This is a genomic window from Flavobacterium sp. ov086 (genome assembly GCF_900187965.1).
In the GTDB taxonomy this organism is placed as follows: Bacteria; Bacteroidota; Bacteroidia; order Flavobacteriales; family Flavobacteriaceae; genus Flavobacterium.
Window position 1 is genome coordinate 217582 of sequence record NZ_FZNL01000003.1, and the last position, 23614, is coordinate 241195.

The following is a 23614-nucleotide window of genomic DNA, read 5'->3' on the forward strand; positions in this document are numbered from 1 at the left end:
ATCTTAAATCACAATTCGTAAATCATTAATTATATTTTACCTTTGACCTTTCAATAAAAACAAAGATTATGGTTTATAAATTTAGAGTAATTCTAGACGCCGAAGAAGATATTTTTAGAGACATTGCAATTCTTGAGGACGATACGCTTGAGGATTTACACAATGCTATCTTCAACGCTTTTGGTTTTGACGGAATGGAAGTAGCTTCGTTTTATACCTGCGATGAAACTTGGAATCAGGAAGATGAAATTGCACTTTTTGATACTGGCGATGTTCCTGGAGAACAAAGAACCATGAGCGATTATAAATTATCTGATCTCTTAGATGAACAGAATACTAAGATTATCTACGTATACGATTTCATCAATATGTGGACTTTCTTAGTTGAGTTGGCTGCTATTGAAGATCAAATTGCTGGTGTTCCTTATCCTGAAACTTTATTCTCACACGGAGAAATGCCTGATGAAGCTATCGAAAAAAACTTTGAAGCAGATATGCACGACGATATCTATGGAGAATTTGAAGATGATCTTGACGAAGACGATCTTGATATGTTCGAAGGCGACGACAGCTTTGAAGATTATGGATTTGAGGAAAACTGGAATTAGTTTTTTTTTAGGTTCAGAGGTTCAGAGTTTCAAAGGTTCATAGGTTCATAGGTTTTTCTTTTTTTAATCTTTGATTTAAAAAAGAAGGAATATTCTTATTTTTGTATTTAATTTTTTAAATACAATTTATGAATACTTTTCGAGACCTTTTAATCTGGCAAAAATCAATGACCTTAGTAACTGAAATTTACCAGTTAACAAATTCATTTCCAAAAGAAGAAATTTATGGACTATCTTCACAAATCAGAAGGAGTTCAATATCAATACCCAGTAATATAGCAGAAGGCTACGGAAGAGAAGGAAATAATGATTATTTACGATTTTTAAATATTTCAATTTCCTCCTTATTCGAAATGCAAACCCAACTTGAAATCTCATTCAATTTAAAATATTTAAACGAGAATCAATTTAACAAAATAAATGGAGAAAGCAGAGAAATAGAACGAATGTTAAGTTCTTTTATCAGAAAAATAAAAGATAGAAAATAACCTTTGTCCCTTTGAACCTTTGCCTCTCTGAACCTAGACAAATATGATCAACTTATTCAACACCCACATCGAGACGCTTGCGATACACCGCGTAGGAAACAAGAGCAGAAACGAAGCTATTTTTTTATCAGAACAACCTTTTAATTTAAATGATGAGATTGTGCCTTTGATAAAAGAGTACTTTTTTAAGCCTTTTAGAGAGAAAGAAGAAAACTATTATCAGTTTGCGCACGAAGTCGATTTGGATTATAACGACATGTTTAAATATGCGACAGAGATCTTTGATAATCCGAATAATCTACAGGAGATTTCAAAAAGAATCACGACACATTTATTTGAGCAGTCAAACCATCCGCACATTAAAAACGGAGAAGTTTATGTAACGTATTTAACAAACTTAAGCATTGACAATAATGTTGTTGACGCTATCGGGATTTTTAAAAGTGAGTTACAAGCTGACTTTTTACAATTTGAAGAAAAAAACAGCAATCTTGAAATGATCTTGCAACAAGGTATTAACCTGAGCAAACTTGACAAAGGTTGTTTGATTTTTAACTATAAAAAAGAAGAAGGATACAAAATTCTAACCGTAGACAGTAACCGTTATGATGCGCGTTATTGGCTAGAGCACTTTTTATCTGTAGATGCTTTTGAAGATGAAAACTTCATCACTAAAAAATACTTGAAATTCTGTCAGAACTTTGCAAAAGATGTTGTTTTGCCAGCAGAAGACAAAAAAGAAGAAGTAATGTTCATGAACCGTTCTGTGAATTATTTCGCCAAAAACGATCAGTTCGAAGAACAGAATTTCTTAAATGAAGTATTAGACAATCCAGACTTAATTCCTGAATTCAAAAACTACAAAGTTGATAAAGGAGAAAAATACAGCATCGAAGATGTAACCTCATTCCCTATTGCAAACTCAGCAGTTTCTGACGCTAGAAAATCGATCAAAAACGTAATTAACCTGGACACTCACATTCAGATTAAAATGGATTTTATCAATCCAGAAAGTGCAGAAAAATTTGTTGAGAAAGGCTGGGATGAAGAAAAACAAATGTATTACTACTTAGTTTATTTCAATAAAGAAGAGAAAAGCTAATAGTCATTCATTTTCTATTACTTACTTAAAACAAAAAAGGGCAATTACTACTGTAGTTGCCCTTTTTTAATTTACAATAAGTTGTATTGATTTTAAAACCTGCAGAAAAAATAAAAAATTTATCGCAGAGAGCACCAAGTTTTTTTCCTTTTAGCCTTTACAAAAAAAGCACATCCCGAGGCTTCGGGATGTGCTTTTCGAAGGTATTCTTAGATTAAAATCTTAGCGTTCTCTGCGGTAAAAATAAACCAACCGTAATTACCTTTTTTTAATTTTTCTATTCTCTATTCTCTATTCTCTATTCTCTATTCTCTATTCTCTATTCTCTATTCTCTATTCTCTATTCTCTATTCTCTATTCTCTATTCTCTAAATTACAATATAGAAAACATCGCTTTTAGAATATCGTCGTAAACTTGTTTGTCTCTTTCGCCGGTACGCGCCAGAACCCTGATTCCGGAGTAATTATTAAAAATAAATCTTGCGAGAACTCTTGCGTCAGTTGTTTTGGAAATATGTCCTAAATCCTGACCTTTCTGAACTGCTTTTGTAAAAACCTCTTCCATTATCTGACTGTTGTTTTTTACAATTTTGGCAATTTCTTCATCATGCATCGCCAGTTCAACAGAAGAATTTACCATAAAACATCCTTTTGTAATTCGGTCTTCAAGACTTTCTATAACGGCTTGCTTAAAAATATCACGCAAGCTTTCTTTAATATTCTCCGATTTATCAAAAAGCTCCACGATTTGATCTTGTGCATTTTTCTGATAGCGTTGCAGCGACTGAGCAAACAGTTTTTGTTTATCGCCAAAAGTATCGTACAAACTAGAACGGCTTAGTCCTAAATGCGTCACTAAATCCTGGGCCGATGTTCCGTTGTAACCTTTGTGCCAAAAAATCTCGATCGCTTTGTCTAAAGCCTGATCTTCATTAAATTCTTTCGTTCTAGCCATAACTTTCACTATTAAATTACCTCACAAAGATACAAAAATACGGAACAATCGTTCCTGAATTATTCAAAAAAATTATACTACTGCATTTACAGTAAGTCCACCGTCAACAACAATTTCTGATCCTGTAATGAATGAAGCATCGTCTGAGGCAAGGAAACCAACTGTTTTAGCAATTTCTGAAGCCTGAGCAAAACGCTTCAATAAAATTTTCTCTCCTAAAAGTGCTCCAAACCCTTCAACTTCTTCTTTTTCTAAACCTAATTTACCATAAATAGGAGTTTCAACAGGACCAGGAGAAACAGCATTTACTCTAATTTTTCTTGCAGCTAATTCGACAGCAAATACTTTATTTAAAGATAAAACAGCCGCTTTACTTGAGGCATAAACACTTGAATTTGGCATTCCTAAATGAGCATTTACAGAAGTATTAAAAATAATAGAACCTCCATCATTTAAAATTGGCAATAATTTTTGAACGGTAAAAAAAGCTCCTTTTACATTCACATTCATAATACTGTCATAATGTTCTTCTGAAGCTGAATCGATTGGAGCAAAAGATGCAATTCCGGCATTTAAAAACACGATATCAATTTTTCCGAATTTTGCTCTCACCTGATCAACCAAATTATCAATTGATTTTAGATCAGATTGGTCAGCAACAATTCCGGTTACATTCAATTCTGTTTCGGCTTTTGCTAATGCTTCTTTGTTTCTTCCTGTTACAATTACTTTTGCACCTTTTGCAGTTAATTCAGCCGCAGCTGCATACCCAATACCGCTATTTCCACCAGTTACAATAGCTACTTTGTTTTCTAAATTTTTCATTTTTATTTGTTTTTAAGTTATTGATTATTCAATTATTATGGTACAAAGATATAATAACAGAACGATCGTTCCGTTATTATTGATGTTAAAATTTAGTTAAAACAATCAAACTCCCTAAAAACGCTAAATTTTAGCGATTAAAATCTATTGAACTATAAACGAAAGAAATAATAAATAAGCAAACTTTCTTAATATTTGCTTAATTTTGTATTCTAAAAAAAACTAAGATGGATATTCATTTATACAACGAAAGTCCTTTCAAAACTATCATATCGTTTCATAAGCTAATTGAATCTTTTGAAGAAATTGCTTTATCAGATGTTGATTACAGAGCAAACTACGCCAAAGCCATACTAAAAGAAATAGAGCCATTACCTGAATTAAGAACTGGTATTAAGGATTATTCGACTATTAAGAATAATGAGCCTTTAATCAAAAATCTATTAGCCGATTTGTTTCCTACTGCTTTAACGCACAATGAAATAAAAGCGATTACAATACCTTTTCAGAATTTATCTTTTAATTATACAGAGCGTTTCAAAAAGATTCTTAGCAATGCCGGATCTGAGTTTGATATGGAGATTCGTGATTTTGATGATCACCAGTTCTATATCAATAACTGTTGTCTTATTCTGGGTGTGTATTACAAACAGAAAATAGATTTTAATAAACCTTTTTTCTACGATATTCCGGATGAAAATGGTGTAGAAAAACATTATCGTATCTTGTATAATGCCGATTTTATGGAAATTATTCCAACAGAAAATTCGGTACAATTAACTCCGGAAGACATTGATTTATTAATTGACAATTACGGCGATATTGAACTTTGGAAATCAAAATTTCCTAAAGGGAGCTGGATTTTAAAAGGTTTCGGAATTGTTTCTTTGTTTGATGCTACTACAGAAAGTGCCATTTCAAACTTAAAAAGTAATTTACTCAAGCCTGATTCTAATGCCGGTCCGACTAATGAAATTATATCCGGTATTTTTAAATCAATTTTTAAAATTCCAGATTTAAGAGTAGGATTTATTGTTTACAATGCTGAAGAAGAAAAATTTGTCCGACCAGTAAAATTTGATACTCAACTCGAGAGTTTTCTGCTTTCAAAAGATCAGGAAATTGATTGTAAAAATGCTTTTTTTGGATGTACATTCGAAAAATTATTAGATAATGAAGAGCCTTTGGTGATTTCTAATGTAAAAAAATTCATTGCCGAATCATCAAATGTAAAATTTGGAGAGCATTTATTAAAACAAGGAATTCAAAGTTGTGTTTTTGCTCCTGTTATAAAAGATGGTCACTTATTGGGTGTTGTAGAATTAGTTTCTCCAAATCCTAAAGATTTAAATAGTGTAAATGCTACTAAACTCGAATTGGTTCTACCCTATTTAACAGATACAATCGATCGCTACAATACTGATATGCAACATCAGATTGAAGCTATTATTCAACGTGAATACACTACTATTCACCCAAGTGTGTATTGGAAATTTAGAAAAGAATCACAAAATTATTTTCTAAATACAAACCATACAAAAGATTACATTTTCAAAGAAATTTCCTTTAAGAATGTATATCCGTTATATGGACAAATTGATATTAAAGGTTCGTCTGAACACAGAAACGAAACGGTTAAAAGAGATCTTAAAAATCAATTGACTGCCATTTTAGAAATTTTTGAATCTCAGGACCCTAATACTAATTTAGTGTTGTTGGAACAAAGAAAGTTTGAGTTGGAATCGTTCCGAGAAGAATTAGATTCTCCCTTAAAAGCAGATACTGAACAGCATATTCAACGTTATATAGAAGAAGAAATTCATCCGCTTTTGAAAAACACGAAAGAAACTGAAAAAAGCCAAAAACTGGAACGTGAGTATTTTGAAAGTCTGGACGAAAAAACAGGATTATTTTATAAGGAAAGAAAGAAGTTTGATAATGCTATGTCTATTATCAATAAAAAACTAGCTTCGGTTCTGGACAAAAAACAAGTCGAAGCACAACAAATATATCCGCATTATTACGAACGTTTCAAAACAGATGGTGTTGAACACAATTTGTACATCGGGGCTTCTATTGCGCCTACAAAACCTTTTGACATTATGTACTTGCACAATTTACGTTTGTGGCAATTACAGACTTTATGCGAAATGGAATTAGAACATCATCAATTGAAAGAATCACTTCCGTATGAATTGGATGTGACTTCGCTGATTTTAGTTTTTAGTGCGCCGCTTTCGATTCGTTTTAGAATGGATGAAAAACGTTTTGATGTTGACGGAACTTACAATGCCAGATATGAAGTGGTAAAAAAACGTATCGACAAATCAAACATCAAAGGCACTAAAGATCGCATTACGGAGAAAGAGAAAATTACAATTGTTTATTCTCAAAACAGTGAAGAAGCCGAATATTTAAAATATATTAAGTATTTACAGCACAAGAAAATTCTTGAACCTTCTATTGAGCAATTCGAGGTCGAAGATCTTCAGGGAGTTTCCGGTTTAAGAGCTATTCGAGTAAAAGTTATAAATAATACCACTAATTCTACTGCAAAAAAAATTACTTACCAAGATTTACTAGATGAGCTCAACTAAATAGTTGAGCTTATTTTTTTTAAATTGATTTGAAAGCTATTACAAAGGCTATTACAGTAATAATTAACCCCATCATAAAAAGATTGTACGCAATTCGTAACAAAGTATATTTACGCTGTAAAACCAATCCCAGGTAATACAAATCCTTAATCATTGTCGAGTACAAATAATCCCGATCCTTCATCATTTCGTTCATTGCCCAATCGTACTCTGCCAATGGCATTTTGTAGAAATTTCCGAAAAACAATAAATTTATCTTTTTTGCTTCAATATCTTCTCGGGTAAAAACTCCTGTTGTTACTTTTGGTCTTGTAGAAAGTATGGCAAATATTATTGTAGTAACACTAGAAATCAACATTATAAAAGTCGGAATCACTAAATGTGCATTCTTCGGACTGTCTAATTTTGGGATAATCGATGAAAGTGCAATCGAAATAATAATCGCATTTACAGACAATAAAATATTTGCTTTACTATCAGCAATTCCGCTTAAGCGGGTATGATTTCCTAAAGTAACACGAAATAAAGTATCTACACCACGATCCGGTTTTTCGATTTTATCTTTCTTTCTGTTTTCGTCTTCTATTTTGTCAGCTTCTTTCTTTTCTTGTTTTTCAATTTTCTTCTGAACCATAAGCAGGTTTTTCTCTTTTAATGGCTGCCATTTTCGCTGTGCATAATCCGTATAAAAGCGATGTTTGTTCATTAAGAAATTCAGGTTTTCCTTTGCCCATTCCTCATTTGAAAAATTCAAATTCCAGGTATTTTTTAATTCAATACGCAATAATTCACAAGTAGTTACATATTCAGCTCCCATTAGGTGAGCAAAATCTGCATCTTTAATTATTTTTTCTAAATGTGTTTTGGGGATATATTCCTTAACCGTTGCCAGAATCAAACTAGAAACTGTAGCAATAAATTCATCAGATTGCTCTTTTTCTTTCAAAAAGGCCGTAGCAATTTTAACACTTTCCTGCTCATGATTTTGATAACCTTCTATATAACCAGTATCGTGAAACCAGGCGGCAACTAAAAGAAGTTCTTTGTCATCTCCCTTAACTTCTTCTTTTTTACACAGCTCTTTTACCGCATTGACCACCGTTAAAGTATGGTTAAAATTATGATAAGAATATAAATTAGAAAGTTTATCTTTGAGTAAATTACTAACGAAGTCTTCGGATTGTTCTATTAGATTCATAAAAAATATTTTTACACCACTAAATTATGAAATTGTTTTTGGATAATCATTTTATTACTAAGATTAAAACTTGTTCTTTAGCAATAGTTGTATTGTTACTTGTTTATTCGTGCGCCACGCATAAAGCGCAATATGGAAAAAATGTTAGTGCCAACCAAACGGAAAACGCAACTGATAGTATAAAAATTGCTCACACCTTTTACTTAGTTGGAGATGCCGGAAATGCTGACGAAGAACAAGCCCAGCAAACACTGGAACTATTACATCAGAAGCTAAAAAAATCAGGAAAAAAAGCTACTTTATTATTTCTTGGAGATAATATTTACCCTAAAGGTTTTCCTGCAAATGACAATGCTTCGGATAAAGCTTTGGCCGAAACGAAACTTACGAATCAATTAAAACTAACGGAAGGTTTTAAAGGAAAAACAATTTTTATTCCCGGAAATCATGATTGGTACAACGGAATCAAAGGTCTGGAACGTCAGGCAGATTTTGTAACTAAATATCTTAACGATAAAAAAGCATTCTTACCCCGAAAAGCTTGCCCTATTGAAGATATCAAAATTGACAGTACCACTACTCTAGTTACTATTGACAGTGAATGGTTTCTTGAAGACTGGGATAATCATCCTACTATTAACGACAATTGCGACATTAAAACCAGAGAAGATTTTTTTACTGAATTAGAAAGTGTCTTAAATAAAAACCAGGAAAAAACGGTCGTTCTGGCTATCCACCATCCTTTGATGAGCAACGGTTCTCACGGTGGACAGTATTCTTTAGAAAAACAATTATTCCCGTTAGAACAGAAAATTCCGTTACCGGTAATTGGTTCTATTATTAACTTACTCCGAAAAACTTCCGGAGCCAGCCCCCAAGACATTCAAAACAAACAATATACAATCTATGCTAAGAGAATTAAAACACTCATACAAGGCCAAAAAAACATAATTGTAGTTTCAGGACACGATCATAACTTACAATTCGTAAACAAAGAAAATATAAAACAAATAATTAGTGGTGCAGGCTCAAAATCTGAAGCTGCAAGAGCAATAAACTCAACTGAATTCTCTTATGGAGGAAATGGTTATGCAACGCTTACTTTGTTTAAAAGTGGCGATGCAAAAGTGACTTTCTTTGGGAATGAAAACAACCACGAGAAACAACTTTTTGAAAAAGAAATTATAAAAGCCAAAGAATTTAACTGGGGTGCTTACAGCAATAATAATTTCCCGCCAACGGTAACAACTTCTATTTATTCTAAGAAAATGACTCAAAAGAGTTTTATACATAAATTCTTGTTCGGGAATCATTACAGAAAATATTATAGCTTACCAATTGAAGCCAAAACAGCAACTTTGGATACTTTAATGGGCGGTTTAAAACCTATTCGCGAAGGCGGAGGACATCAGTCTATTTCGTTACGAATGGCTGATCCTAAAGGAAGAGAATATGTAATGCGTGCGATGAAAAAAAGCGCCACAGCATTTTTACAATCTGTTGCGTTTAAAGATCAGTATATTGTAAACGATTTTGATGACACTTATGCTGAGAATTTTTTACTAGATTTCTATACTACATCTCATCCATACACGCCTTTTGCAATTGGCAGCATGGCCGATAAATTAGGGATTTTGCACACCAATCCTGTTTTATATTACATTCCGAAACAAAATACTTTAAGAGAATTCAATTCGAATTTTGGGGATGAATTGTATATGGTCGAAGAAAGACCTTCTGATAATTTCTTAGATGCTAAAAACTTTGGAAATCCAACTAATATTATTAGTACGGATGATATGATGATGAACCTTCATAAAGACGAAAAATATAGCGTTGATGAAAAAGAATATATAAAAGCACGTTTATTTGATATGCTTATTGGCGATTGGGACAGACATAGCGATCAATGGCGTTGGGCTGAACACAAAATAGGCGATAAAGTAGTTTACAAACCGATTCCGCGTGACCGTGATCAGGCTTTTGCCAAATATGACGGAACTTTACTTTCACTTTTAATTAATATTCCTGCACTTCGTCATCAGCGAACTTTTAAAAGTAAATTAGATAATGTAAAATGGATCAACAGAGAACCTTATCCGATGGATTTGGCTTTCTTGAAAACTGCCGAAGAAAAAGATTGGATCGCTCAGGCAAAATTTATACAGGATAATTTATCAGACAAAGACATTGATGAGGCTTTTAAAAATTTACCTAAAGAAGTTCAGGATGAAACAATTGAAGATATCAAACAAAAATTAAGAAGCAGAAAAAAAGAACTGCAGCAATATGCTTCTACTTATTTTGATGTTCTAAGTCATACCGTTATGATTGCCGGAACCGATAAAAAAGACAAATTCGTCATCAATCATAATGCGAAGAAAAGCCTTGAAATTCAGGTTTTCAGAATTAAAAAAGAAGGCGACGAATTAGTGTATACCAAAACAGTTACTGATGCAAAAACCTCGAATTTATGGATTTACGGTTTAGACGATTCAGATGTTTTCGAGGTTATTGGCGATCAAAAGTCGAGCATTAAAATTCGTTTAATTGGCGGTCAAAACAATGATACTTATAACATCAAAAACGGAAAAAGGGTTATCGTGTATGACTTTAAATCGAAAAACAACACTTATAATCTTGATTCTAAAACCTGTACTCAGCTTACTGATGATTATGATGTTAACTTGTACAATTATGAAAAACCAAAATATAATGTCGTTTCGGGACTTCCAAATATTGGTTATAATCCTGATGATGGCGTAAAATTAGGTTTCAACTTAAATTATACGGTCAACAATTTCAAACAGAATCCGTACACACAAAGACACGTTTTAAACGGTTTTTATTATTTTGCAACCGGAGGTTTAGAATTTAATTATGTTGCCCATTTTCCAGGATTATTGGGTAAATGGGTTATTGATGTTGAATCACAATATACCACTCCAAGTTTTACTACGAATTATTTTGGTTATGGTAATGAAACTAAAAATAACGATGAAGCTTTTGGAATGGATTATAATCGTGTTCGTATTCAGAAATTTAATGTTTCTGGTGCCATTAGACATGTTGGGCGTTACGGAAGCGAATTTAGTATTCAGCCAATGTTGCAACAACTAAGAGTCGAAGAAACAGATAATAGATTTATAGACACTCCAAATATCGTAAATCCGGTGGTCTTTGACAGTCAGCTTTATGGTGGTATGAAAGTGAAATATCATTTTAAAAATGCCGATTTTGCTGCAAAACCTACTCTTGGAGTTGCTTTTATGATCTCGGCGACCTGGATAGCAAATTTAGATGATACAAAACAAAATTTCCCAACACTGGAAAGTCTTTTAGGTTTTACACATAAAATTGATCACAACGGAAAATTAGTATTGGCAACTCTTTTAAAAGGAAAAGCTGTTCTAAATAATAATTATGAATTCTATCAAGGTGCGACTTTAGGTGGCGATACAGATTTGCGCGGTTATAGAAACCAACGCTTTTTAGGAAGTTCTTATTTCTCTCAAAGCTCTGATTTACGTCTTACTATTGGTAAAATTCAACGCACTGTAGCTCCAATGACTTACGGAATTTTAGGTGGCTTTGACTACGGAAGAATATGGCTTGACGGCGAAAGTTCCAAAAAATGGCATCAGGATTATGGTGGCGGACTTTGGATAAATGCCATTAATGTGATAACGGCAAGAATCTCTTATTTTAAATCTCCTGATGAAGTGGGAAGAGTTATTTTTGGAGCAGCATATAGCTTTTAGTTAGGTACAAAGGTTCAGAACAGCAAAGGTTCAAAGGTTTTTTGCCACGAATTTCACAAATTTTCACTAATTAATTATTCGTGGAAATTCGTGAAATTCGTGGTTAACTTTTTTAACTAAGCGGCGTCTTAGTACCTTAGAAACTTAGCACCTTACTAGCTTAAATAATTATTTCAACTTAAACTCGTACATCTTACCTCCTATTTTGTTTGTTTTTTCGTCGGCGATAAGTAATGTATTATTGTCTTTGAAAACTATTGCTTCTTTTTGCGAAAAGTTACCTAGTTTTATTTCGGTTTGGGTGCCTTTATGAAATAAATCGTCTTTGTAATCTTTAAACAAAACAATTTTATCATGACTTAACAATACTACTTTTTTTCCGTCAGGACTTATTGTTGCACTTGTTAAAACACAATGATTGTAGTTATTGCAGGTTTTGAACTCTCCTATTTTGGTTGCTTTTTGTGTTCCTGGTGCATTTAGAATTTTATAGATAAAAGCAGTTCCGTCAAAATTCTTGCTTCGGTTTTTAGTAAAAAGATAAAAGTAATTTCCGTGTTCGAAGAAACCTTCAACATCAAAAAACATTTCTTTTTTCTTTGGAGGAAATTCGGTTTGTTCTGGATACGAAAATGAAACTTTATATTCGGCTACAGCCAAATCTTTATTCAACTGGTTTTTGTTGACTTTATAAATACATAAATCTTTGCGCTCATTGTCGTTATTTCCGAAGTCACCGATGTAAATATTGCCGCTTTTGTCTTTTGTAATATCTTCCCAATCTACATTTGTGGCGTTTGTAATCGTTATGGTTTTATCTAATTTCCCATCTGAGTTTATGGCGTAGATTTTATTCGCATTTCCGCTATCTTCTAAAGTATAAATCAGATTAGTTTCTGGGAAATACGTAATTCCCGAAACTTCTTTCAACTTTTTAGGAAGCGAATAAAGTGTCTTAAAATCACTATTTGATTCTTGCTGACAAGCTAGTAAAGCAATAGAAATTCCAAGTAAAAAAAACTTTTTCATAAGATTACATTTTTATTATTTTGCCACTGATTAAATGGCTAAAAATTAGATTAAGTTAGTGTTCTTAAAGTTACGTGTAATAAACTCAAATGCTGCAAACATAATGTGCCCCATTGATTTTGCGTTTTTGAATTTCATATCATTGGTATAACGATACAATTCCATTTTTAGTTGATTCAAATGTTCTTCTGTCGAAATAGTATCGTGACACATAATACTCAATAATTTCTTGATTCTGTTTTCGGCAGAGTGAATACGTTTTGCCAGAATCGCTCTTTCTTCGTCTTTGTACTGAATGATCGAACGTTCTTCGAGTTTCTCTTTAATCAATTTTATCATCGGATAATTTTCCTTAAAAAACTGCGGACGATAAACTTTAAAATTGCCTTCGTAACATTGTTGATCAAAATCGATTGGGCGAATTTTATAAACCACCTGATCAAAATCGTGAATTGGCACTATCACATAATTATACGCACGCATATCTCCTAAAAGTCTAATCATACAACGCTCGTTGAACTTGACAAACTCTTTTGCGATTTGCGATTTTTCCATTTCGGTACAATTATCCAATAATGTATCCATAAAAACATCCCCCGGAATTCCGATAATATGTTCTTCTATAAGCGTGTCTTTATAGACCAAAAAGTTGATTTTGTCGGGCGAAAGAATATCTTCTAATTCTAAACCATAAATTCTGGAAGCATCTGCTTTTTTAATATAAAAGTGAACGTAGTTATCATTGAGAATATTTCGGACTTTAATTCTGAAAGGTTTCGAATTTCCGAAAGTGCAATAATCAATTGCATCAATATTCAGAAACTGAATAATTTCGCTATTTCCATCAGAATGCAAAAGTGAATATATTTTTTTCAGATTCAAATCGATTTCATTTCTTTCAAATTCGCTGTAATAAACCCTAATCCATAAAGTATCTGTTTCATTTTTATCATATACATTTATAGAGCCCGAAAAACGCAATAGATCATCATAGAACACAGATACTTTCGAAATACGTTCGTATCGCTCTAAATAACTTAAAAGGGATTGCGTTAAAGGATAAGAAGGTTTTTTTAAGACCATTAAAGGTTCACTCATTTTGAATATCTTTAATACAAATTTACATTAATTCATTTTAAAGTTAGAATTTAGCGTAACAATAAACAAGTTGAGTCGTCATACTTAAAACTAAAACCGAAATAAATTTGGAAACCATACTTACCATTGAGAATCTTAGTAAAAGATACGGGCGCATTCAAGCCTTAAAAGATGTGTCTTTTAAAATACAAAAAGGCCGTGTTTACGGTATTTTAGGACCAAACGGAAGTGGAAAATCTACCACTTTAGGAATTGTATTGAATGTTGTAAACAGAACTTCGGGCAATTACAGCTGGTTTGATGGGAAGATTCAAACTCATGAAGCCTTAAAAAAAGTAGGTGCGATTATCGAAAGACCTAACTTTTACCCGTACATGACTGCCGAGGAAAACTTAAAATTGGTTTGTAAAATAAAAAGCATCAATTATTCTAAGATCACCGAAAAACTGGATCTTGTTGGTTTAACGGAAAGAAAAGACAGCAAATTCAGCACTTTTTCGTTAGGAATGAAACAACGTCTGGCCATTGCTTCGGCGCTTTTAAATGATCCTGAAATTTTGATTTTGGATGAACCAACGAATGGTTTAGATCCGCAGGGAATTCATCAGATTAGAGATATTATTAAAAAAATTGCCTCGCAAGGAACTACAATTTTATTGGCTTCACATTTATTAGACGAAGTCGAAAAAGTATGTTCGCATGTTATTGTTTTAAGAAAAGGCGAAATCCTATATTCAGGTTCGGTTGACGGTATGTCTGCCAATGAAGGTTTCTTTGAACTTCAGGCTAATGATAATTTAGCATTAAAATTGATTTTACAAAATCATGAAGCTGTTGACAGAATCACGGAAGAAGACGGAAAAATATTGGTTTATTTAAAATCAGATTTATCAGCTTCAGAACTGAATTTGTTTTTATTTTCTAAAAATATCGCTTTAAGTCATTTAGTAAAACGCAAAAACAGTCTTGAAGCACAATTTTTAGAATTAACCAAAAACGCTACTATCAAATCCAACTAAGCCATGAACAGACTTATATCTATAGAATTACAAAAAATCTGGAAAAACAAAGCCAGTAAAGTACTTACGTTAACCTATTTCATTTTACTTTCGTTTATTGCATTAATTGCATCGATAAAATTTGACATTGGCCCTTTTAAATTTCATTTGGCTGAAATGGGGATTTTCAACTTTCCATATATCTGGCATTTTAATACTTATATCGCAGCATGGTTAAAATTTTTCCTCGCCATTGTTATCGTTTCCATGATGGCAAACGAATATAGTTATGGTACTTTAAAACAAAATTTAATTGACGGTTTAAGTAAAAAAGAATTCATTTTATCAAAGTTTCTTACTGTAGTTCTTTTTGCATTATGCTCAACAGTTTTTGTATTTGTGATGAGTTTATTATTAGGTTTTAGCTTTTCATCTTATACAGAACTAGATGTTGTTTTTATGCATTTAGATTATTTATTAGCCTTTTTTGTAAAACTAATTGGTTTCTTTTCTTTCTGTTTATTTCTGGGAATTTTAGTAAAACGTTCTGCTTTTGCTTTAGGTTTTCTTTTGGTTTGGAGTATAATTGAAGGAATTCTAAAAGGCCTTTTAACCTTTAAAATTTTCCCAGACAGCAATACAGGTGATTATATCATGCAATTTCTTCCATTAGAAGCTATGTCTAATTTGATCATTGAACCATTTTCAAGACTTTCTGTAGTAAGAAGTATAGGAACTCAGATAGGTGTTAATAACATTAAAGATTATGGTGTTCACTACCTTTCAATTCTCATAGTTTTAGTCTGGACCTTTTTATTTACATACTTTTCTTATAAACTATTAAAAAATCGAGATTTATAGTATATTTGTGACTATGGATCATTTTAAATGTCTTTTAGCTGCACTCTTTCTATGTTGCTTATCTTTTAAGGTAAATGCACAATATATAAGTATAGATGATCAAAAAACACCGCAAGAATTAATTGAAAATATATTAGTCAATAGTTCTTGCGTTTCTATCACAAACTCATCAGGAAAAGGAGATACTTTTACTCCCGGAAAAAACAGCTTTGCCTATTTTAATGCAGCTGGCACTAGTTTTCCATTTGCAGATGGAGTTGTTTTAACGACCTCTACAAGCGGAAATGCTGTTGGACCTTATATAACTAGTCCGGGAGGAGGAAGTACAGACTGGAAAGGTGATGCAGATTTAAATCAGGTTCTGGGAATTAGTTCTATAAATGCGACATCTTTAGAATTCGATTTTGTTCCCTTGACTGATTTTCTAAGTTTCAATTATATTTTTGCTTCTAATGAGTATCAATATTTTTTTCCTTGTCAATATTCTGATGGATTTGCTTTTTTAATTAAAGAGGCCGGAACTAGTGACCCTTATAAAAATCTCGCAGTTTTACCCAATACGACGACACCAGTTTCCTCAACAAATGTTCGTCCAAAAATTGAACCCGGAACAGCAATCAACGGAGATAAATATGATGGCTGTCCTGCTGAAAACCAAAACTACTTTAATGGTTTAAATTCGGTATCAAGCCCAATAAACTACGCAGGTCAAACCATTGTTATGAATGCACAGACACAAGTTGTCGCAGGAAAAAAATACCATATAAAACTTGTTATTGCCGATGATAATAACCAATATTATGATTCGGCTGTTTTTTTGCAAGCTGGTAGTTTTACGTCTAAAATTGATTTTGGACCAGATCAGACCACTTTAAACAATGATCCTGTGTGCTATGGACAAACCAAAGTCTTAGACACAAAATTAGCAAGCACTTATAATTACAAATGGTACAAAGATGGTGTATTAATTAGCGGCGCCAATGGTCCGACATATACTCCAACGGTATCGGGAACTTATAAAGTTGAATGTATCCTGACTCCTTCAATTTGTATGCTAACAGGACAAATTCAACTTGACTTCGCCGCAGAAATTCTATCAACTGATACTCCTTTAGTTCAATGCGATGATAATACAGACGGAATTGGCATTTTTGACCTAACAAAAGTTGATAATATTGTAAAAAACAATGTTGCCGACATTACAAATAATGGTTATTACGAATTATTAGCAGATGCTCAAAATAAGACACACCCTATTTTAAATCCTGAAAAATATACTAACAAAGCTCCTAACCAAATTGTTTTTGCCAGACTTGAAAACAAATATGGCTGCTACAATATTGCTCAGGTTACATTACAAATTTCGGCTGCAACAATGCCTAATCAAAGCCCAATTGCAATCTGTGATGCAGATGATAAACAAGATGGTTTTTATGAATTCAATCTTGATACAGAAGTTACTCCACAAGTCCTCACAGGCTTACCAAGTGGTTTAGTTCCTGAATATTACTTATCTGAAAATGATGCTTTAGCACAAATAAATAAATTACCAAATATCTTTAAAAATACCACTGCCAATAATCAAACCATTTATGCCCGTATCATTAACGGAGCAGATTGTTATGATATTACTGCTGTACCACTTGTTGTAAATACTTTTGATCCGCCTAATTTTCAAGATGAATCTGATATCCTATGCAAAGGAGATTTCACAACATTGACTGTTGCAACGGGTTTCAGCAGCTATTCTTGGAATACTGATCCTACAAATACCACTAATTCATTAGTCGTTTATGATGCCGGCGATTATTCTGTAATTGTGACAGATGCAAATGGTTGTGACAAAACTAAAAAATTCAAGATAATTTCATCTGAACCCGCAAAAATAACGGATGTTGTTACTAAAGATTTTTCAGGAACTGACAATTCTGCTTTAATAAAATTTACCGGGGTTGGAAATTATGAATTCTCTTTAGATGGCATCGCTTATCAGGACAATCCTTTATTTATGGGAGTAAAACCAGGAATATATAACGCCACGGCAAGAGACAAAAACGGATGTGGTATTTCTAACGCATTCCTTTTTTATGTCTTAGATTACCCAAGATTTTTTACTCCAAACGGAGACGGATATAATGATTTATGGTTTATAAAAGATTTCGATCAGCTTCCTGCCTACAAAGTATCTATTTTTGACCGCTACGGGAAATTATTAAAACAAATGGACCAAACCAGCTTAGGATGGAACGGAACTTATAACGGACAGCAACTTCCATCAGATGATTATTGGTTTACTTTAATTCTCGTAAACGGAACAGGCATTAAAGGACACTTTAGCCTAAAAAGATAATCTCTCTGAAATCCCGAACCAGAGATTAGAAAATCAAATAATTAAAAACAAAAAAATCCCAAATTCCAATAAATTGGATTTGGGATTTTTTTTATATAAAAATTGTAGAATTAGATTTTAAATCTTTTTCTATCAGTTTCTGTCAAATAGATTTTTCTCAAACGAATAGATTTTGGTGTAACCTCTACATATTCATCTTTTTGAATGTACTCTAAAGCTTCTTCAAGAGAGAAAATGATTGGAGGAATAATTCTCGCTTTTTCATCATTTCCAGAAGAACGAACGTTAGACTGTTTTTTCTCTTTAGTTACGTTTACACACATATCATCACCACGAGAGTTTTCTCCAATTACCTGACCTTCGTAGATCTCAGCATTTGGTTCAACAAAAAACTTACCACGATCTTGTAATTTATCGATAGAATAAGGAATAGCTTTTCCTTTTTCCATAGAAATCAATGAACCTTTGTTACGTCCGGCAATTTCTCCTTTGTAAGGCTCATATCCAATAAAACGGTGAGCCATAATAGCTTCACCAGCTGTTGCAGTAAGTAATTGGTTACGTAATCCAATAATTCCACGTGATGGAATATTAAATTTTACAATCATACGTTCCCCTTTAGTTTCCATAGAAAGCATTTCACCTTTACGTAAAGTAACAAACTCTACAGCTCTACCGGAAAGATTTTCTGGTAAATCGATTGTCAATTCTTCAATTGGCTCACATTTTTTACCATCAATTTCTTTGATGATAACTTGTGGCTGACCAATTTGCAACTCATACCCTTCTCTTCTCATTGTTTCAATAAGAACAGATAAGTGAAGTACTCCACGACCAAAAACCATGAATTTATCAGCAGAATCAGTTTCACCTAACTTCATCGCTAAGTTTTTCTCTAATTCTTTTGTCAATCTTTCTCTAATATGGCGAGAAGTTACAAATTTACCCTCTTTACCAAAGAAAGGAGAGTCGTTGATAGTAAACAACATACTCATTGTAGGTTCGTCGATATCAATTGTTTTTAAACCTTCAGGATTTTCAAAATCAGCAATAGTATCACCAATTTCAAAACCTTCAACTCCAATAATTGCACAAATATCTCCAGCAATAACTTGTTGTACTTTTTTACGACCAAGTCCTTCAAAAGTATGAAGTTCTTTGATACGAGATTTAGATATAGTACCATCTCTTTTTACTAATGAGATTGGCATACCTTCGTTAAGAACACCTCTTTCTAAACGACCAATAGCAATACGACCAGTAAATGCTGAGAAATCTAAAGAAGTAATCAACATTTGTGGTGTTCCTTCAGAAACTTTAGGAGCAGGTACATTTTCTACAACCATATCCAATAATGCTTCAACATTATCAGTTACGTTTTCCCAATGATCAGACATCCAGTTATTTTTAGCAGAACCATAAACTGTTGGAAAGTCCAACTGCCATTCTTCAGCACCTAATTCAAACATTAAGTCAAAAACTTTTTCGTGAACTTCTTCAGGAGTACAGTTTTCTTTATCAACTTTATTGATAACTACACATGGCTTAAGACCTAAGTCAATAGCTTTTTGTAATACAAAACGAGTTTGTGGCATTGGCCCCTCAAAAGCATCGACTAGCAAACATACACCATCGGCCATGTTCAATACACGTTCTACTTCACCTCCAAAATCCGCGTGGCCAGGAGTGTCAATAATATTGATTTTTGTTCCTTTATATTGAACTGATACGTTTTTAGAAGTAATAGTAATACCTCTCTCACGCTCTAAATCGTTATTATCAAGAATTAAATCACCTGTATTTTCGTTGTCACGAAATAATTGACAGTGATACATAATTTTATCAACCAAAGTGGTTTTACCGTGATCGACGTGGGCAATAATTGCAATGTTTCTAATAGATTCCATCTGTGATTTTTAATGGGTGCAAAGGTACACTTTATTTTGATATAAAAAACGTTTCTTAGATAGTTTGCGTATATACAAGTAATTAGTTCATCAAAAACAGCATTTATTTAAGCGTAATTTGAACTTTTGTTATTGTTTAATTATACTTAATTTAACTATATTTGAGTAATGAAAAGTAAAACTCTCCAAATTACTCTAGTCTATATTATCATATCGTTATTTATGGCAATTGTCTGTCATAAAATACTTACTACTTACTTTTCAAGGACCGATTATTATTTAGTTTTTTTCTTTAAAGATGTTTTTTTCATTATAACTACAGCACTATTTTTCAATTACATACTATCGCAAAACGAGAAAAAAAATATCGCAGTTTTCAAGAAATTGAAAGAAACAAATGAAGAAATCAAAGAATCAAATGAAAAATATGACATTGTAGCAAAAGCAACAAGTGACACAATTTGGGATTGGAAAATTCAGGAAGACAGCATAAACTGGAACAAAGGAATTGAAGGGATTTTTGGTTACAATCCATCCGAAGTTGGAAAGACCTCTAAATGGTGGTTTGATAAAATTCACCCGGAAGACAGCATCCGAATGTCTATTAAATTATACTCTTTTATAGAGCAAAAAACAGAGAAGTGGCAAGATCAATATCGTTTTAGATGTGCAGACGGAAGTTATAAATATGTTTTGGACCGTGGTTTTCTATTAAAAGACGAAAACGGAAGAGCCATCAGAATGATTGGGGCTATCCAGGATATTACAAAACAAAAAGAAGAAGAACAACGATTAAAACTTTTAGAAACAGTAATTACACAATCTAAAGATTCTATATTAATCACAGAAGCTAATTCAGTAAATCGCAGAATTCCAAAAATTGTCTACGTCAATCCGGCATTTTCACAAATGTCAGGATATTTATCAAATGAAATAATTGGAAAGTCTCCAAATATTTTCAAAGGCCCGAAATCAGACTCTGACGAACTTAAAAAACTATTAAGAGCAATAAAAAACGAAGAAGAATGCCTGATAGAAACCATTACATATACTAAAACTAAAGAAGAATATTGGGTTAGATTTTCTATGATTCCCATTTTCAATAACGAAGGCATTATTTCACACTGGATCTCCATACAAAGAGACATTACAGACGAAAAGAAACTAGAAACAGAAAAAGAACATTTAATTAGAGAATTGACTCAAAACAATAAAGACTTAAAACAATTCTCCTATATTACATCACACAACTTAAGAGCCCCATTATCTAATTTGATTGGACTTTTGAATCTTATTGAAGATATTCCTATAGAAAATGAAGAACTTGAAGAAATCTTAGCCGGATTTACTAAATCTACACATTTATTAAATGAAACCATAAATGATCTCGTAAAAGTAATCATCATTAAAGACAATCCTTCTATGCAAAAAGAAGAAGTTTCTTTGAAAGAAGTTTTCGAAAACGTATTTAGTCAATTGTCATTTCAAATCGAATTACACAAACCAATCATCAAACTTAAATTTGACCGGGTTCCATTATTAAATACAAACAAAGCTTATATTGAAAGCATTTTACTAAATTTACTCACTAATTCAATAAAATATAAATCGGAGAATCGAAAATTAAAAATTTCTATTACAGCTGAACAAATAGATCACAAAGCAATATTAACTTTTAAGGATAACGGAATTGGAATTGATTTAGAAAGAAATCGCGATAAAGTTTTTGGACTATATCAAAGATTTCACAATTACCCAGACAGCAAAGGACTTGGTTTGTATCTTGTAAAGTCACAGGTTGAAACCATGGGAGGAACAATCAGTATTGACAGTGAAGTCAACAAAGGCACCACCTTTACAATAACATTTAAAAATTAAAATCATGCTGGAGCAAATTCTGTGCATTGACGATGACCCTATCACGTTGATGTTATGCAAAAAAGTAATTGCAAAATCCGAATTTTCAAATGAAATTATTACTGCTCAAAATGGAGAAGAAGCACTTCATCACTTCAACACCTTAAAATACACCAACAACAAAAACAAAGTCAACAAAAAACCTGAACTGATTTTTCTAGACTTAAACATGCCAGTTATGGGTGGTTGGGAGTTTCTTGATCATTTTACCTCTTCAGATTATTCCGAATTTAACAAAACCGCCAACGTTATTGTTTTATCCTCTACAATTGATCCGGACGATTTAACTAAGGCAAAAAAATACCCAATAATAATTGATTTCCTTTCAAAGCCAATTACACAGCCAATGCTGGAATACCTAAAGAAGAAAATTGACATATAATATAATAACACCTTTTTAATTACAGGCTAATTTAGACGCTTCCCTCTGGTCCGAACTACCTGTTAAATATTTTATTCCAGATCTTTTCAATACAAACCTGACCCCACTTCTACTACAAAAGAATACTATTATTTAATCCCCAACAAAAACTTACAGCAGATTCACTCCATAACGAGACACAACTAAATTTCCTATTCAAAAAATTCTTGATTCTAAATTCCACAAAGAATCTTTTTGCCTTAATCTTATATTTATTTACCTCATTAAGCCCACAATGCATTTAGCTTTTTAAGTAAATTTGATACATTATCAATACTCAAGAATAAATTACCCCAATCTTAGCGCACCAACAAAGATAAACTTCAAAATACCTAAAACAGGAAAAGCTTCTGCAAAAAAACTTCTAATCTTAAGGTAGTTTTTTATCAAAAAGCTTATACTTTTTTTTTTAAAAAAACATATACACGGGACAACTTTCATTAAAAATCAGTACAGCATAAAAAATAAAATAAATAAAAAATGAATCCCCTACAATTGTAAACTTCAAACAAATACAAAGAAAACTTTCAAGTCAACTTCTAATACCCTAACCCTGAAACATGTATTCAATAAATAAATTATAAACATGGAAAACAATCCAATAAAAGCCCACTTCTATACCAAACCCGAAGAAATTTTTATTACAGCAAGACTAACAAGTATTGTAGATATTGGCGCAAACCCAATTGATGGCGACCCTCCTTATAAATCCATGCTACAGCAAGATCTTTGCCATGTTTATGGATTTGAACCACAACCACATGCTTTAGCCCAACTATTAAACCTAAAAAGCGCAAACGAAACTTATCTTTCTGATGCAGTAGGAGACGGAAACCAACACACGTTGAACATCACCAATGCAAGCGGTATGGTCAGCTTATTAAAGCCCAATCAGCGACAGCTCGATTTATTTAAAGACTTCTCAGAATGGGGAAAAGTAATAACACAGGAACCTATCCAAACAAAACGACTTGATGATCTTGTAGCAATTAAGCATATAGATTTACTTAAAATCGACATTCAAGGTGCAGAATTAATGGTATTTCAACATGGTCGGGAAAAACTAAAGGAAGCCGTGTTTATACAAACCGAAGTTTCCTTCGTCAACCTATACGAAGATCAGGCTTCATTTGGCGATATCGATTTAGAAATGCGATTACAAGGTTTCATCCCTCACACCTTTACAGCTATTAAAAACTGGCCCATTAAAGCTTCGTGGAACGAATATGGGGATCAACAATTTAACCAACTACTAGAAGCCGATATCGTTTACATCAAAGATATCGCCTATCCTGAAAAACTTACCGACAACCAATTAATGCACATGGCTATGATCGCACATCATGTTTATAAATCAGTCGATCTTGCAGGATAGGCTATTAAAGAACTAGAAAAACGCTCTGTAATCGAAAAAGGCACATATCAATATATCAACTAGCAGAACCATAGGATCTCCAGCAGACAAATTCAACAAAGTTTTTTTTATCCGGAATTAAACC

The 23614-nt window shown here is 32.7% G+C and carries 17 protein-coding genes; 11 read left to right on the forward strand and 6 right to left on the reverse strand.

Going from position 1 to position 23614, the window contains the following annotated elements:
* Window positions 1-68: 68 nt before the first annotated feature.
* The 3 genes from CHB81_RS04615 (at window position 69) to CHB81_RS04625 (ending at window position 2198) form a co-directional block, all read left to right on the forward strand.
* Window positions 69-608 (forward strand): hypothetical protein, encoded by a 540-nt coding sequence (locus tag CHB81_RS04615; protein WP_089350722.1) that lies wholly within the window; start codon window positions 69-71, stop codon window positions 606-608.
* A gap of 128 nt (window positions 609-736) precedes the next feature.
* A complete protein-coding gene (locus tag CHB81_RS04620) occupies window positions 737-1096 on the forward strand; it encodes a four helix bundle protein (RefSeq protein WP_089350723.1) in 360 nt (119 codons plus the stop codon).
* 43 nt (window positions 1097-1139) lie between these two features.
* Window positions 1140-2198 carry a nucleoid-associated protein gene (locus tag CHB81_RS04625; RefSeq protein ID WP_089350724.1) on the forward strand — a complete coding sequence of 353 codons (1059 nt, stop codon included), beginning with the start codon at window positions 1140-1142 and terminating at the stop codon, window positions 2196-2198.
* Window positions 2199-2571: 373 nt separating this feature from the next.
* Here CHB81_RS04625 and CHB81_RS04630 read toward each other — a convergent pair whose 3' ends face one another.
* Together CHB81_RS04630 and CHB81_RS04635 are read right to left on the reverse strand one after the other, a co-directional pair.
* Complete coding sequence (locus CHB81_RS04630; RefSeq protein ID WP_089350725.1) at window positions 2572-3153, reverse strand: TetR/AcrR family transcriptional regulator; 582 nt, start codon at window positions 3151-3153, stop codon at window positions 2572-2574.
* A gap of 72 nt (window positions 3154-3225) precedes the next feature.
* Window positions 3226-3978 carry an SDR family oxidoreductase gene (locus CHB81_RS04635; protein ID WP_089350726.1) on the reverse strand — a complete coding sequence of 251 codons (753 nt, stop codon included), beginning with the start codon at window positions 3976-3978 and terminating at the stop codon, window positions 3226-3228.
* A gap of 227 nt (window positions 3979-4205) precedes the next feature.
* Between CHB81_RS04635 and CHB81_RS04640 the strand changes: the two genes are divergently transcribed.
* Window positions 4206-6575, forward strand: a complete 2370-nt coding sequence (locus tag CHB81_RS04640; protein WP_089350727.1) for a GAF domain-containing protein — start codon at window positions 4206-4208, stop codon at window positions 6573-6575.
* Between the two features lie 19 nt (window positions 6576-6594).
* On the opposite strand, the gene CHB81_RS04645 is transcribed toward CHB81_RS04640, so the two are convergent.
* Window positions 6595-7773, reverse strand: coding sequence for a Pycsar system effector family protein (locus CHB81_RS04645; RefSeq protein ID WP_089350728.1), 1179 nt, complete (start codon window positions 7771-7773; stop codon window positions 6595-6597).
* A 26-nt stretch (window positions 7774-7799) separates the two neighbouring features.
* On the opposite strand from CHB81_RS04645, the gene CHB81_RS04650 reads away from it, so the two are divergent.
* Entirely contained in the window at window positions 7800-11534 is a 3735-nt protein-coding gene (locus CHB81_RS04650; RefSeq protein ID WP_089350729.1) for a metallophosphoesterase, read from the forward strand.
* A gap of 168 nt (window positions 11535-11702) precedes the next feature.
* On the opposite strand, the gene CHB81_RS04655 is transcribed toward CHB81_RS04650, so the two are convergent.
* Window positions 11703-12563, reverse strand: coding sequence for a hypothetical protein (locus CHB81_RS04655; RefSeq protein ID WP_089350730.1), 861 nt, complete (start codon window positions 12561-12563; stop codon window positions 11703-11705).
* 45 nt (window positions 12564-12608) lie between these two features.
* On the reverse strand, window positions 12609-13661 hold the full coding sequence (locus CHB81_RS04660) for a hypothetical protein (protein WP_089350731.1): 1053 nt from the start codon (window positions 13659-13661) through the stop codon (window positions 12609-12611).
* Between the two features lie 107 nt (window positions 13662-13768).
* Between CHB81_RS04660 and CHB81_RS04665 the strand changes: the two genes are divergently transcribed.
* The 3 genes from CHB81_RS04665 to CHB81_RS04675 are packed head-to-tail and all read left to right on the forward strand — an operon-like array spanning window position 13769 to window position 17870.
* Window positions 13769-14680, forward strand: a complete 912-nt coding sequence (locus CHB81_RS04665) for an ABC transporter ATP-binding protein (RefSeq protein WP_089350732.1) — start codon at window positions 13769-13771, stop codon at window positions 14678-14680.
* 3 nt (window positions 14681-14683) lie between these two features.
* Window positions 14684-15520, forward strand: a complete 837-nt coding sequence (locus tag CHB81_RS04670; RefSeq protein ID WP_089350733.1) for an ABC transporter permease — start codon at window positions 14684-14686, stop codon at window positions 15518-15520.
* Between the two features lie 13 nt (window positions 15521-15533).
* Window positions 15534-17870, forward strand: a complete 2337-nt coding sequence (locus tag CHB81_RS04675) for a T9SS type B sorting domain-containing protein (RefSeq protein ID WP_089350734.1) — start codon at window positions 15534-15536, stop codon at window positions 17868-17870.
* A 110-nt stretch (window positions 17871-17980) separates the two neighbouring features.
* Here the strand turns inward: CHB81_RS04675 and typA are convergent, their stop codons facing one another.
* Window positions 17981-19777: a translational GTPase TypA gene (gene typA / locus CHB81_RS04680; RefSeq protein WP_089350735.1), complete on the reverse strand. Its 1797-nt coding sequence runs from the start codon at window positions 19775-19777 to the stop codon at window positions 17981-17983.
* Window positions 19778-20161: 384 nt separating this feature from the next.
* Between typA and CHB81_RS04685 the strand changes: the two genes are divergently transcribed.
* From CHB81_RS04685 to CHB81_RS04695, 3 genes are all read left to right on the forward strand, one after another.
* The gene (locus CHB81_RS04685) at window positions 20162-21655 is read left to right on the forward strand and encodes a PAS domain-containing sensor histidine kinase (RefSeq protein WP_254920965.1); all 1494 of its coding nucleotides are present in this window, start codon (window positions 20162-20164) and stop codon (window positions 21653-21655) included.
* 4 nt (window positions 21656-21659) lie between these two features.
* The gene (locus tag CHB81_RS04690; protein ID WP_089350737.1) at window positions 21660-22076 is read left to right on the forward strand and encodes a response regulator; all 417 of its coding nucleotides are present in this window, start codon (window positions 21660-21662) and stop codon (window positions 22074-22076) included.
* 625 nt (window positions 22077-22701) lie between these two features.
* Entirely contained in the window at window positions 22702-23490 is a 789-nt protein-coding gene (locus tag CHB81_RS04695; protein ID WP_089350738.1) for an FkbM family methyltransferase, read from the forward strand.
* Window positions 23491-23614: the final 124 nt, after the last annotated feature.